This window comes from Sphingomonas faeni (assembly GCF_040407505.1).
Taxonomy (GTDB): Bacteria; Pseudomonadota; Alphaproteobacteria; order Sphingomonadales; family Sphingomonadaceae; genus Sphingomonas; species Sphingomonas faeni_E.
In genome coordinates this window covers 14,171-27,033 of sequence record NZ_JAPZPQ010000003.1, presented here as the reverse complement: position 1 = coordinate 27,033, position 12,863 = coordinate 14,171, and the positions used below count along the sequence as shown (strand labels likewise).

11 protein-coding genes are annotated in these 12,863 nt (G+C 67.3%); 8 read left to right on the top strand and 3 right to left on the bottom strand.

The window, feature by feature from the left end; genetic code table 11:
- The first annotated feature begins 5 nt into the window (after positions 1–5).
- From prsK to O6X71_RS10915, 4 genes are all read left to right on the top strand, one after another.
- Positions 6–2,045, top strand: a complete 2,040-nt coding sequence (gene prsK / locus O6X71_RS10930; RefSeq protein ID WP_353465912.1) for an XrtA/PEP-CTERM system histidine kinase PrsK — start codon at positions 6–8, stop codon at positions 2,043–2,045.
- Positions 2,042–3,400: a PEP-CTERM-box response regulator transcription factor gene (gene prsR, locus O6X71_RS10925; RefSeq protein WP_353465911.1), complete on the top strand. Its 1,359-nt coding sequence runs from the start codon at positions 2,042–2,044 to the stop codon at positions 3,398–3,400. Before prsK ends, prsR begins: the two co-directional genes overlap by 4 nt.
- A 70-nt stretch (positions 3,401–3,470) precedes the next feature.
- Positions 3,471–5,414: a tetratricopeptide repeat protein gene (locus O6X71_RS10920; RefSeq protein WP_353465910.1), complete on the top strand. Its 1,944-nt coding sequence runs from the start codon at positions 3,471–3,473 to the stop codon at positions 5,412–5,414.
- Positions 5,415–5,476: 62 nt separating this feature from the next.
- Positions 5,477–6,280, top strand: coding sequence for a DUF815 domain-containing protein (locus O6X71_RS10915; protein WP_353465909.1), 804 nt, complete (start codon positions 5,477–5,479; stop codon positions 6,278–6,280).
- 43 nt (positions 6,281–6,323) lie between these two features.
- On the opposite strand, the gene O6X71_RS10910 is transcribed toward O6X71_RS10915, so the two are convergent.
- Positions 6,324–6,560 (bottom strand): hypothetical protein, encoded by a 237-nt coding sequence (locus O6X71_RS10910; protein WP_353465908.1) that lies wholly within the window; start codon positions 6,558–6,560, stop codon positions 6,324–6,326.
- Positions 6,561–6,649: 89 nt separating this feature from the next.
- The gene (locus tag O6X71_RS10905) at positions 6,650–8,431 is read right to left on the bottom strand and encodes an ABC-F family ATP-binding cassette domain-containing protein (RefSeq protein WP_353465907.1); all 1,782 of its coding nucleotides are present in this window, start codon (positions 8,429–8,431) and stop codon (positions 6,650–6,652) included.
- 121 nt (positions 8,432–8,552) lie between these two features.
- Here O6X71_RS10905 and O6X71_RS10900 point away from each other — a divergent pair, with 121 nt between their 5' ends.
- The 3 genes from O6X71_RS10900 (at position 8,553) to O6X71_RS10890 (ending at position 10,964) form a co-directional block, all read left to right on the top strand.
- Complete coding sequence (locus tag O6X71_RS10900) at positions 8,553–8,867, top strand: hypothetical protein (RefSeq protein WP_056061812.1); 315 nt, start codon at positions 8,553–8,555, stop codon at positions 8,865–8,867.
- 23 nt (positions 8,868–8,890) lie between these two features.
- A complete protein-coding gene (locus O6X71_RS10895; protein ID WP_056061146.1) occupies positions 8,891–9,556 on the top strand; it encodes a response regulator transcription factor in 666 nt (221 codons plus the stop codon).
- A 97-nt stretch (positions 9,557–9,653) separates the two neighbouring features.
- Positions 9,654–10,964, top strand: coding sequence for a sensor histidine kinase (locus O6X71_RS10890; RefSeq protein ID WP_056485281.1), 1,311 nt, complete (start codon positions 9,654–9,656; stop codon positions 10,962–10,964).
- A gap of 119 nt (positions 10,965–11,083) precedes the next feature.
- Here O6X71_RS10890 and O6X71_RS10885 read toward each other — a convergent pair whose 3' ends face one another.
- Entirely contained in the window at positions 11,084–11,986 is a 903-nt protein-coding gene (locus O6X71_RS10885; RefSeq protein WP_353465906.1) for a prephenate dehydratase, read from the bottom strand.
- Between the two features lie 146 nt (positions 11,987–12,132).
- Here O6X71_RS10885 and O6X71_RS10880 point away from each other — a divergent pair, with 146 nt between their 5' ends.
- Positions 12,133–12,852 (top strand): c-type cytochrome, encoded by a 720-nt coding sequence (locus O6X71_RS10880; RefSeq protein WP_056485279.1) that lies wholly within the window; start codon positions 12,133–12,135, stop codon positions 12,850–12,852.
- Positions 12,853–12,863 lie beyond the last annotated feature (11 nt).

Sequence of the window (12,863 nt, the reverse complement as noted above, 5' to 3'; positions counted from 1 at the left end):
CGCGCGTGATCGCGACCCTGGTCCTGTGGAGCCATGCGCTTGCTGCGTTGCTGTTCGGCGCGGTGGCGCTTGGGCAGATGCGGCGGCCGAGCGGGCATTGGCCGCATCGCGCGTTGCTGGCGGCGCTGGTCGCAACGAGCCTGTGGGCGCTCGCGGTCGCGGGGATCGGGTCGCAGGACATCGCCGCGCGCGTCGCGGCGAGCGTTCGCGATGTCGCTTGGCTCGGGTTCATGCTGGCACTCGTCCGCCGCGATCGCACGGGCAACCGGGCGCTGGACGCGGTGTATCTGGTGGTGATGACGCTCGCCGGTGCGGCGGCGCTGCTTGCTTTCGTGGAAGTTGCCGTCCTTCACGACGAGGCGTTCGCTGCGGTGGCGTCCGCCCGCGCGATGCTCGGCATGATGGGGGCAGTGAGCGCGCTCGTCCTCACGCATCACCTGTATCAGGCGGCGCCGGCGTCGCGAGGCGGAGTCCGGCTGGTGATGCTGGCGCTTGCGGCGATGTGGGGCGTCGACCTGCTGGTGGCGGCCTTGGGCTATGCCTCGACGGTGGCGGCGCCGATCGCATTCGTCGCGCGGGGCGTCGTGATGATCGGCGTCGCGGCTCTGCTCGTCGTCGGCGTGCATCGCAGCGGCGAGTGGACGCTCGCCTTGTCGCGACCGATCGCGGTGCGCGCCTTGTCGGCGATCGCGCTGGTCCTCTACGCGGGTATCACCGCGCTTGCGACCGCCATCGTCGCCAGCCTTGCCGGGCCATATGCTCGGGTGGCGCAGACGGCGATCGTGTTCGGCGCGACGGCGATGGTGGTAGCGCTGCTGTCGACGCCCTGGCTGCGGGCATGGGCCAAGGTGAAGGTGGCCAAGCACCTGTTTCGCCATCGGTATGACTACCGTGCCGAGTGGCAGCGCTTCACCGATACGCTGGGTCGGCCCGATTCCGGCGCGGAGTCGCTCGATTGTCGCGTGGTGAAGTCGATCGCCGACCTGACCGACTCGCCTGGGGGGCTGTTGCTGGTGCCCGATGGAGCGTCGTTGGGACCGGGCGCGACGTGGAACTGGATTGGGATTGCCGATGGTCCGCGCGACGAGACGTTGGCGCGGTATCTCGCACAGCACGCGCGGATCGTCGAACTGGATCGCGTCCGTGCCCGCACCGCGCCGAGCGATGACATGGCGAGCGTTCCCGACTGGCTCCGCGAATGTCCCCAGGCGTGGGCGATCGTGCCGCTGGTGCACGGCGGCACGCTGATCGGCGCGATCGTGCTGGCGCGCCCGCCGGTGGACCGTGCGCTCGACTGGGAGGATTTCGACCTTCTCCGAGTCGCAGGGCGGCAGGCAGCGAGTTATCTTGCCGAGGATCGCGCGCATGCGGCACTGGCGGATGCGGCGCGGTTCGCCGAGTTCAACCGCCGGTTCGCGTTCATCCTGCACGACATCAAGAACCTCGTCAGCCAATTGACGCTGGTCGCCCGCAACGCAGAGCGGCACGCCGACAACCCCGATTTCCGCGTCGACATGGTCGCCACCCTCAAGGACTCGTCCGATCGCATGAACGCGCTGCTCGCCCGCCTTTCGCAGCACGGACCCATCCGGGGCGAACCGCTCCAGCCACTCGACGTCGCCGCGATCGTCGAACGAGTCGCGACCGGCCGCAAGGCGCAGCACCCGATCGTCGCACGCGGCGGTCCGGCCTGCGCGCTGGGGCACGCGGCCCGACTCGAACAGGTTCTGGGGCAGCTCGTCCAGAACGCGGTCGAGGCTAGCGCTGCGGATGCGCCCATCCTGTTGGCGGTCGAGACGATCGGCGAACAGGTCGCGATCGACGTGATCGACCATGGCTGTGGCATGACGCCGGGCTTCGTCCGCGACCAGCTGTTCAAGCCGTTCGTGTCGTCCAAACCCGCCGGCTTTGGGATCGGCGCGTTCGAGGCGCGGCAACTGGTGCACGCGATGGGCGGCACACTCGATGTCGCCAGCCGCGAGGGGGAGGGCACGCGCTTCCGCATCCTGCTGCCCGCAGTCGCGGCGCTGGAGGTGGCGGCGTGAGCAGTAACGAGCGCCCCGTCCTGCTGATCGTCGAGGACGACCTTGGGCTGCAGCGGCAATTGCGCTGGGCGTATGAGGGGTATGAAATCGTTGTGGCGAGCGATCGTGCGCAGGCGCTAGATGCGGTGCGCGCGCATGAGCCTGCGGTCGTCACGCTGGACCTCGGCCTGCCGCCCGATCCGGACGGAGTCACCGAAGGGTTTGCGACCCTGCGCGACATCCTCGCGATGAAGCCGGATACCAAGGTGATCGTCGCCTCAGGGCACGGCGCGCGCGAAAGTGCGTTGCAGGCGATCGCGGATGGTGCCTGGGACTTCTATGCCAAGCCGATCGACATCGACGCGCTCGGGATGATCGTCAGCCGTGCCTTCCATGTCCATGCGCTGGAGGCCGAGAACCGCCGCCTGGCAGCGCGGATCGATGCGGGTGGGTTCGGCGGGTTGATCAGCGCTTCTCCCGAGATGGCGGTGGTCACGCGCACGCTGGAGCGAGTCGCGCCCGCCAATGTCTCGGTGATGCTGCTCGGGGCGAGCGGCACCGGCAAGGAACTGCTGGCGCGCGGGCTGCACGATGCGTCACCGCGGTCGCGGGGGAATTTCGTCGCGATCAACTGCGCGGCGATTCCGGAGACTCTGCTGGAAAGCGAGCTGTTCGGTCATGAGAAGGGTGCGTTTACCGGTGCGGTGAAGACGACCGAGGGCAAGATCGAACAGGCCGCGGGCGGTACGCTGTTCCTCGACGAGATCGGCGACGTGCCGCTCACGCTCCAGGTGAAGCTGTTGCGGTTCCTCCAGGAGCGCGTGATCGAACGCGTCGGCGGCCGGAAAGCGATCCCGGTCGATACGCGCATCGTCTGCGCGACTCACCAGAATGTCGACGCGATGGTCGCGGACGGGCGGTTCCGCGAAGACCTGTATTACCGGCTCGCGGAGATCGTCGTGCGGATACCGACATTGGCCGAGCGGACCGGCGACGCGGTGCTGCTCGCGCGGCACTTCGTCACGCGCTATGCTCGGACGATGAACCCCGTCGTCACCGGCCTGGCCTCCGATGCGCGCGCCGCGATCGACGGCTGGGGCTGGCCGGGCAACGTCCGCGAACTGGAGAACCGGATCAAGCGCGCGGTCATCATGGCCGACGGCAAGCTCGTCACGGCGACCGATCTCGACCTCGACGGCAAGGGCGAGGAGGCCGCCGCGCTCAACCTGCGCGCGGCGCGCGAACTTGCCGACCGGAAGGCGATCCGCCAGGCGCTGGCGCGCGCCGACGGCAATATCTCGGGCGCATCGCGGTTGCTCGGGATCAGCCGTCCAACCTTGTACGACCTCCTGAAAAGCTATGATCTCCATGCCTGAGACCGGATCCGCGGCGACGCACACGCATCGGTATCCGTTGCTGAGCCGGGGCCGGCGGCGGCGCCTGAAAATGCGCAGCGTCGTTACCGCGAGATATACACGCCTAGTTGCGATCGGCATCCTGTGTCTGCTGATCGTCGGTATCGCGATCGCCCTCGCGACCCGTCCGCCACGGCCAGATGCGCGTCGGTCGCTGGTCGACAGCCTGACGACGCTGGCAGCAGGAAACTACAGTGCCGCGCGGACCAACGCGCAGGCCGCGATCAAAGCTGCCCCGACGCTGGGGATCGCGCATGCGGTACTGGCGCGCGCGTATCTCGAACTCGGCGACGGGCTTGCAGCGGAGGCGGAACTGGCGCGGGCGACCGATGCGGGGTTGCCCGCGGATCGCCTGCATCAGCTTCAGGCACATGCGCGATTGCTACAGGGCGACCCTGATGGCGCGATCGACGAGGCGGCGCAGGCGCAACCGCGATATACCGGGTACGCTGCGCGAATCCAGGCGCGGGCGCTGGCGTCGCAAGGCAAGCCGGTAGAGGCGCAGGCGGTGCTTCGGGCGCTGCTCCAGCAGGCGCCTACCGATGGCGCGGCGTGGACGGATCTCGGCCGTATCCGGTTGACGGCGGGCGATGTCGGCGGTGCGTCGGTCGCGGCGGCGCGCGGGGTGACGCTGGCGCGGGGCGAACCTGCGGCGCTGACGCTGCAGGGGGAGGTCATTCGCAGCCGCTACGGGCTCGTTGCCGCGCTGCCGTGGTTCGAGGCAGCGTTGCAGCGCGACGCCTATTATCACCCCGCGCTGATCGAATATGCGGCGACGTTGGGCGAGGCGGGGCGGAATGCCGATATGCTGGCGGCGACGCGTCGCGCGCTGTTGGCGCGGCCGGGCAGCCCGCAGGCATTGTACCTTCAGGCGGTATTGGCCGCGCGCGCAGGACGCGTCGATCTGGCGCGCGGGCTGCTGCAGCGAACCGGTGGCGCGGTTGCCGGTTTGCCGGGGGCGATGCTGCTGTCGGGCAGTCTCGACTATGCGGAAGGCAAGTTCGAACAGGCGGCGGTGACGTGGCGACAGTTGGTCGCGATCCAGCCCCTCAACGTGACGGCGCGCCGATTGCTGGGCGCGGCGCTGCTTCGGTCTGGGGACTCGCAGGGCGCGCTGGGCGTGCTGCGGCCGATCGGGATGCGCGCCGATGCGGACAGTTACGCGCTGACGACGATCGCGCGGGCGTTCGAGGCGACCGCGGATACGTCAACCGCGGCGCAATTCCTCGATCGTGCGGCGGGGGGGCGGACGGCGCCTTCTGCAATCTTCGGTACGGACGATTCGGTGGGCGCATTGTTGGCCGTGGCCGATGCTGCGTCGAACGACCCGACCTATGTGCTGGGGGTGATCCGCGGCCAGATCGCGCGTGGGGATACTGCCGGCGCAATTGCTCGAGCGCGTGCGCTCGTCACGGCGAGCCCCGGCGCACCTGCCGCGCAACTGGCGCTTGGGGACGCACTGGGTGTTGCCGGGCGCTATCCCGAGGCGGCCGGCGTCTTTGCGCGGGCGGCGGATCTATCGTTCGACGAACCGACGATGTTGCGTCTGGTCGATGCGCTTGGCCGGGCTGGGCGCGCGCAGGACGCAGCGGCCTCGCTGGCGCTGTATCTGTCGCAGAACCCGCAAAGCCTGACCGGATTGCGCCTGCTGGGGCATTGGCAGGTCGCGTCTGGGGATTGGGACAAGGCGATCGAAACGCTGGAAGGCGTGCGGCGGAGGGTCGGCAATCGCGATGGTGGCGTCTTGATCGACTTGGCGCTCGCCTATGCCGGCAGCGACGATGGCGCCATCGCGGTGCGCTATGGCAAGGCTGCGTACAGCCTCGCGCCGATGAACGCGGCCGCGGCGGACGCTTACGGCGTCGCCCTCGCCGCGAGCGGGAATAGTGATGGTGCGCGCCAACTGCTCGACAAGGCGGTCCGACTCGCGCCGGGCGATGCGGTAATCGCGAGCCACCGCCGCCAGCTTGGCTGAACGCTACCGGTCCTGCCTTCGGAACCCTTGCCTCTGGGAAGGCGTACCGTCAGAAGCCGCGCATGACCGATCCGCTGGACCGCATCGCCGCCGCACTCGAGCGACTGTCGCCACCGCCACCACCGGCTGCCGATCCGCGCGCCCATTCTGCGTACGTCTGGCGTGGTGGGGTGCTCCAGCCCGCGCGCGGGTTTGCGCCGTTGCCGCTCGATATGCTTATTGGTGTCGATCGCCAGAAGGCGTCGCTGCTGGCCAATCTGCGCCACCTCGCGGCGGGTCATGCCGCGCAGGACGTCCTGCTGTGGGGCGCACGGGGAACCGGCAAGTCGGCGCTCGTCAAAAGTGCGGTGGCGGACGTGCAGGGTTCGGGCGGCGATATCGCGCTGGTCGAGGTCACCGAGCTTGCCGGGCTGCCGACGCTGTTCGCGGCGTTGGCGCAGGTGAGGCGCGCATTCGTCGTATTCGTCGACGACCTCGGGTTCGACGTCCCGGCAGAGGCGCGTGCGCTTCGGTCTATGCTGGAGGGTGGGGCGGAACCCCGGCCTGCCAATGTACGATTGCTAGTTACCGCCAATCGCCGACATCTGGCGCCGCGAGACATCGCCGAACAGGAAAGTGCGATAAATCCGCGCGATTCAGCGGACGACCATCTCGCGCTGTCGGACCGCTTCGGTCTGAGCCTCGGCTTCCATGCGCTTGATCAGGACGGGTATCTGGCGATCGTTGCGGCCTATGCGGCGACACATGATCTGGAGTTCGAACCGGGCGAAGCCATCGGTTGGGCTACGCGTCGTGGCAGCCGCTCGGGCCGTATCGCGTGGCAGTATGTCGTCGATCTAGCCGGTCGCGCTGGCAAGGCGTTGTAATCTCAAAACGATGGGCCGGTGCCGAAGCACCGGCCCGGCAACATCAGTTGCTGTCCGAGTTGTCGTCCTTGACGATCGCAATGACGCCGATGGCTGCAACGCCAGCTGCGATCAGGATTGCGAAGATGCCGCCGCCGCCAGCGAGTTCGCTCTTGCTGGTCGTTGCCGAACCAACACGTGCGTTCGAAACCGACAGTGCTGCCGGAGCAGCCGACGCTGCAACCGAGGTGGTCATCATTGCAACGGCGAGTGCGCCGCCGGTAAGGGCCTTAAGCTTCATAAATATCTCCAAAATAGTCGTAGTCCCATGCATCGCAACGCAACATTTGTCAATGAGTTCCAGCGTAAACTCATTCCGGTTCAACCTGTTCAGGACGCCCCTTCGACCATTTCGGCAAGCTCAAGCCACCGTAACTCGGCCGCTTCCTTTTCGGCGCGAGCGGTTTCGATCGCCTTCGTCAGTTTGGCGAACGTCGCATTGTCGCGCATATAGAGGTCCGGCTTGGCAAGCTTGACCGCATCGGCTGCCATCTGCGCGTCGAGTTCCTCGATCCGCTTGGGCAGCAACTCGTAATCGCGCTGGTCCTTGTACGTCAGTTTCGCACGCGGGGCGGCGGCTGGCGGCGCGGTGGCCGAGACCTTCTTCGAGGCGCGCTTGCCGGTCGTCGTCGAGACGCGACGCTTTTCCCAGTCCTCGTAGCCGCCTGCGACGACATCCACTGTGCCCGAGCCGTCGAGGCCGAGCGTGATCGTCACGGTCCGGTCGAGGAAGTCGCGGTCATGGCTGACGATCAGTACGGTGCCGTCGTAATCGCCAATCACCTCCTGCAATAGGTCTAGCGTCTCGAGATCGAGATCGTTGGTTGGCTCGTCGAGCACCAGCAGGTTCGACGGCTTAGCGAACTCGCGCGCCAGTAGCAGGCGGGACCGCTCGCCACCCGACAGCGAGCCGATCTTCGCGTCGACCATGTTGGGGTCGAACAGGAAGTCCTTCAGATAGCCGTGGATGTGCTTCCGAACGCCGAGCACGTCGATCCACTCGCCGCCGTCGACGACGACTTCGCGGACCGTCTTCTCGTGGGCCATCAGGCTGCGCTGCTGGTCGATCACCACCGCATCCAGGGTTTGGGCGAGCTTGATCGTGCCACTGTCGGGCTGGATCTCGCCGGTCAGCAGCTTCAGCAGCGTCGACTTGCCGGCGCCGTTGCGGCCGACGATGCCGATGCGGTCTCCTCTGGTTACACGAAGCGTCAGGTCGCCGATGATCGTGCGGTCGCCGTATACCTTGGTGACGTTCTTCGCGTCGATGACGACCTTCGACTTGGTGTCGTCGCTGGCGGTCGTCAGGTTCGCCGAGCCCTGCGGCCCGATCATCGAGGCGCGTTCGGCGCGCATCTCGTGCAGCTTGGTGAGACGGCCCTGGTTGCGCTTGCGCCGCCCGGTGACGCCGCGGAGCAGCCAATGCTCCTCCAGCTTCAACCGCGCATCGAGCTTCTCGGCCTGGCGCTGTTCCTCGGCGTACACCTGCTCGGTCCATGCCTCGAACCCGCCAAAGCCGATTTCCGCGCGCCGGATCGCGCCGCGATCGAGCCACAGCGTCTGCTTGGTGAGGCGAGTCAGGAAGGTGCGGTCATGGCTGATCACGACGAACGCGCCGCGGAAGCGCTTGAGCCAGTCCTCGATCCATTCGATCGCGCCGATGTCGAGATGGTTGGTCGGCTCGTCGAGCAGCAGCACGTCGGGATCCTGCGACAGCGCGCGGACGATCGCCGCCCGGCGTCGCTCGCCGCCCGACGCGGAAGCCGCCTCGCGCGACAGGTCGATGCCGAGCTGGTCGGCGATCGAATCCGCCTCGTAGTTCACCGGCGCATCGTCGCCCGCCATCACGTAATCGCGCAGCGTCGCGAAGCCGCGCAGATCGGGCTCCTGCTCGAGGATCACGACGCGGGTTCCGGGGACGATCGTCCGGCGCCCCTCGTCCGCCTGGACGCTGCCGCCGAGCAGTTTGAGCAAGGTCGTCTTGCCGGCGCCGTTGCGGCCGATCAGCGCGAGCCGGTCGCGCGGTCCGATATGGATGTCGAGATTGCGAAAGAGCCATCCCGAGCCCTGGACGAGTCCGAGGCCTTCGAATGCTAAGATTGGTGCTGCCATGTTCGCGCCACGTAGGGGTGCGAAGTGATGCAGGCAAGTTACACCGCGCGGGCTTCGTGCTGTCGGCGGCCTGTCGCGATCATTCACAGGCTGTTCAATGCGGGAGGCCTATGCCACCGCCATGAAGATGCTGCTTTTCCTTGCAACCCTGGCCGCTGCGCCGTTCCTGATGGGTGCCGCCCCCATGCTGGCGGGCGAACCCCCGCAGCGCCGCAGCGACCAGATGTCGGCGTTGCAGGCGCGCAAGACCGGAGCGCCGTCTTTGCGCGAGATCGAGTCGCGCGTGATCCCGACGATGCGGGGTGCGCAGTATCTCGGCTCCGACTATGATTCGGGCAGCGCCATTTACACGCTGAAATTCCTGCGCGATGGAACCGTCATCTGGGTCGACGTCGATGGTCGTAACGGCCAGATCGTCGGCCGAACGGGTCGCTGAACACTGTAATCGAGAGGATTGTCATGCGCGTTCTGATCGTCGAGGACGAGCCGAATCTCGGCCAGCAATTGAAGAATACCCTGGAAGGGGCCGGCTATGCGATCGATCTCGCGGTCGATGGCGAGGAAGGGCATTTCCTTGGTTCGACCGAGAATTACGACGCGGTCGTGCTCGATCTCGGCCTGCCCGAGATCGACGGGCTGACGGTGCTCGATCGCTGGCGCAAGGAGGGCAAGACGATGCCCGTGCTGGTGCTGACCGCGCGCGACAGCTGGTCGGACAAGGTCGCGGGCCTCGATGCGGGCGCGGACGACTATGTGGCGAAACCGTTCCAGAGCGAGGAGCTGATCGCGCGTCTGCGTGCGCTGATCCGTCGGGCGTCGGGCAATGCTTCGTCCGAGCTGACCGCGGGCGACATCCGCCTCGACACGCGCAGCGGCAAGGTGACGCGCGCCGGCGAGCCGGTGAAGCTGACCGCGCAGGAATACAAGCTGCTGAGCTACCTGCTGCATCACAAGGGCAAGGTCGTCAGCCGTACCGAGCTGATCGAGCATATCTACGACCAGGATTTCGATCGTGATTCGAACACGATCGAGGTGTTCGTGACGCGCATCCGCAAGAAGCTCGGCCAGGACGTGATCACGACGATCCGCGGGCTCGGCTACAGCCTCGAAGATCCGGACGCCTGATCGGCTGACGATGGACAGCGCGCCGGTCACAGACACGCCGATAGCGGACGGGCCGATCCGCGTGCCCGCCGCGGTCAAGGGATCGCTGTCGCGGCGGATGATCCTGATCGCGGCGGTGTGGATCGGCGTGCTGCTCAGCGGCGGCGGGTTCGCGCTCGACCGGGTGCTGTCGGCAGCGGTGACGCGCAATTTCGACGACCAGCTGGAATATGTGCTGCGGTCGCTGCTCAATTCGTCCGAGATCGGCCCTGACGGCGAGGTGATCTTCTCGCGTGAGGCGGCGGCCGACCAGCGCTTCGTCGAGCCGTATTCGGGGCTGTACTGGCAGGTGTCGGGCAAGGGTCGCGAGGATTTCCCGTCGCGTTCACTATGGGACCGCCGGCTCGCGTTCGGCGGCACGCATGACGACCGCAACGCGCATTTCTATGACAGTACGCAGTTTCCGGACGAGAAGCTCCGCGTTGTCGAGCGCGATGCGGTGATCCCCGGGTCGAAAGTGCATTGGCGGTTCCAGGTGGCGCAGAGCCGCGACGGGCTCGATGCGCAGATTACGACGTTGCGGCGGACGCTGGTGCGGAGCTTCGCGCTGCTCGCGCTCGGGCTGATCGTGATGGCCGCGTTGCAGACATTCTATGGGCTGTGGCCGCTGCGGCGGGTGCGCGAGGAGATCGCGCGGATGCGCGCGGGGCAGTCGAACCGCGTGTCGAGCGCCATGCCGGTCGAGGTCGCGCCGATGGTCGAGGAACTGAACGCGCTGATCGAGCATAACGAGCGACAGGCGGAGGAGGCGCGGCGGCATGCCGGCAACCTCGCGCACGCGCTGAAGACGCCGCTGACGGTGATCATGAACGCGGCGACGGCGCAGTCGGACGACCTCGCCGACACGGTCATCCGCGAGGCGCGGACGATGCGGCGGCAGGTCGACCATCACCTCGCGCGGGCGCGGGCTGTCGGGCGGCGTGGGTCTGCGCATAGTCGTGCGGATGTTTGGCCGAGCCTTGAGTCGGTCGAGCGGGCTGTCGGCCGGCTGTACCGGCATGTTCGGATCGACGTGACCGGGCCGCGTGGGTTGCAGGTGCATGTCGAGCGGCAGGATCTCGACGAGATGCTCGGTAACCTGATCGAGAACGCGGCGAAATATGGTGGCGGTAGCGTGTTCGTGACGGTCGGCGCGCAGTCGGGCTTCGTCGAGTTCCTGGTGGAGGACGACGGGGTCGGTATTCCGGAAGAGGAGCGGGTGCGTATCTTCGATCGGGGTGTGCGGTTGGATACGGGTAAGCCGGGGACGGGGCTCGGGCTGGCGATTGTGCGTGATGTGGCGGAGATTTACGAGGGGACCGTCGCGCTCGAGGAGAGCGAGGATCTTGGTGGGTTGCTGGTGCGGCTGAGGTTGCCGGCAGCTAATTAAATCGGCCCGTCAAACGCCTAATTTCCGTTCGTGCTGAGCGAAGTCGAAGCACCGTCGTTTTGGGCATTTCCTTCGACTTCGCTCAGGACGAACGGGGGTTTAGCACTCCCCCCGTATGGTCACCCCCGCGATCGTGCCTGCCGATACGTTCCTAGCACGCGCAGCCATTTCGAATGGAACCCCAGTTCCTCCAGCGCGTGGTCGAGGTTAGCGTCGCCCGGCTTGCCGACCACGTCCGCATAGAATTCCGTCGCGGAGAAGCTGCCGTTGCGCTGATAGCTTTCGAGCTTGGTGATGTTCACGCCGTTGGTCGCGAACCCGCCGACCGCCTTGTAGAGCGCGGCGGGGACGTTCCTGACCTCGAAGATCAGCGTCGTCATCCATTCGCCGCCGACCGGATCCTGCGCCGCGGGAGGCTTGCCGCCGCGCGCCAGCACGACGAACCGCGTGGTGTTGTGGTCCGCATCGGCGATATCCGTCGCGAGCAGCTCAAGGCCATATAGCGCCGCAGCGGCGGGCGGCGCGAGTGCGGCGATCGCAGGGTCGCCCAACTCCGCCACCACTGCCGCCGCGCCGGCGGTATCAGGATAGCTCACCGGCTCGATCCCGTGCGCCTTCAGCCAATGCCGGCATTGGCCGAGTGCCTGCGGATGGCTCATCGCCTTGCGGATGCCGTCGCGCGGGCCGCATGCCATCAGCGCATGGCGGATCGGCAGGAAATGCTCGCCGGTGATCACCAGCCCCGATTCGGGGAGCAGGAAATGAATGTCGGCGACGCGGCCGTGCAGCGAATTCTCGATGGGGATGATCGCGCAATCGGCGCGGCCGTCCTTCACCGCGTCGATCGCGTCGGAGAAATCGAAACAGGGCAGGGGCAGGCCGTCGGGGAACGCCTCGACCGCGGCGACATGGCTGTTCGCGCCCGGTGCACCCTGGAACGCGACGGCGCGCGCGGGCTCGGCGGCGGCGGCGTCGGTCATCCGCGCGACGATCGGGCGGGCGGGTGCGGCGAAGTTTTCCATGCGCCGAGCGCCTAAAGCGCGCTGCCTGCCTGTTCAAGCCGCGTAAAGCGCCGCCGCCCGCCATACACCCGCCCTTCAAGCGCGGCTTGCGGTGCGCGCTCGCGTTTTCTATGGCTATCCCAAACAGAACAGGGCGGATGCACAAGATGGACAATCGGACCAATACGATCGCCGGCTGGGTGCTCGCAGGCTGTGGTGCGGCGCTTGGGCTGTCGATCGTCGGCGGGATGATGTTCCACGGCGAGCGCCCCGAGAAGATGGGCTATGCGATCGAGGGCGTCGTTGCCGAGGGCGGCGAGGGTGCGGCCGCCGAAGTGCCGATCGCCTCGCTGCTGCCGACCGCCGACGCCGCCAAGGGCGCCGAAGTGTTCAAGAAGTGCGCCGCCTGCCATACCATCAACCAAGGCGGCGCGAACGGCGTCGGCCCGAACCTGTACGGCACGGTCGGCGAGGAAATCGCCAAGGGCAAGGCGGGGTACGCCTTCTCGTCGGCGCTGGCCGGGATCGGCGGCAAGTGGGACTTCGACAAGCTGAACGCGTGGCTGACGTCGCCGCGCAAGTTCGCGCCGGGGACGAAGATGACGTTCGCCGGGCTTGGCAATGCGCAGGACCGGGCGAACGTGATCCTGTATCTGAACCAGCAGGGCTCGAACCTGCCGTTGCCGGCGGCACCTGCGGCTGGCGCTGCTCCGGCGGCTGGCAAGGATGCGGCGGCTAAGGATCAACCGGCGACGGCGAATGCGGCGGAAGCGGCGGCTACGAAGGGCGCGCCGACTGCGGACATCGCGAACACCGGGACGCCCGCGTCGGGTGCGCCGTCGGTGGATCCGGAAGCAGCTCGCAAGGGCGCCCGCTCGGAGAAGTAATTGCTACTGGC

Bases quoted from the DNA above. Each gene is read 5' to 3' on its own strand.
- O6X71_RS10895 (WP_056061146.1), top strand. From the start codon at position 8,891: ATGCGCGTTCTGATCGTCGAGGACGAGCCGAATCTCGGCCAGCAATTG.
- O6X71_RS10900 (WP_056061812.1), top strand. From the start codon at position 8,553: ATGAAGATGCTGCTTTTCCTTGCAACCCTGGCCGCTGCGCCGTTCCTG.
- O6X71_RS10890 (WP_056485281.1), top strand. From the start codon at position 9,654: ATGATCCTGATCGCGGCGGTGTGGATCGGCGTGCTGCTCAGCGGCGGC.
- O6X71_RS10880 (WP_056485279.1), top strand. From the start codon at position 12,133: ATGGACAATCGGACCAATACGATCGCCGGCTGGGTGCTCGCAGGCTGT.
- O6X71_RS10920 (WP_353465910.1), top strand. From the start codon at position 3,471: ATGCGCAGCGTCGTTACCGCGAGATATACACGCCTAGTTGCGATCGGC.
- O6X71_RS10905 (WP_353465907.1), bottom strand. From the start codon at position 8,431: ATGGCAGCACCAATCTTAGCATTCGAAGGCCTCGGACTCGTCCAGGGC.
- O6X71_RS10915 (WP_353465909.1), top strand. From the start codon at position 5,477: ATGACCGATCCGCTGGACCGCATCGCCGCCGCACTCGAGCGACTGTCG.
- O6X71_RS10910 (WP_353465908.1), bottom strand. From the start codon at position 6,560: ATGAAGCTTAAGGCCCTTACCGGCGGCGCACTCGCCGTTGCAATGATG.
- O6X71_RS10885 (WP_353465906.1), bottom strand. From the start codon at position 11,986: ATGGAAAACTTCGCCGCACCCGCCCGCCCGATCGTCGCGCGGATGACC.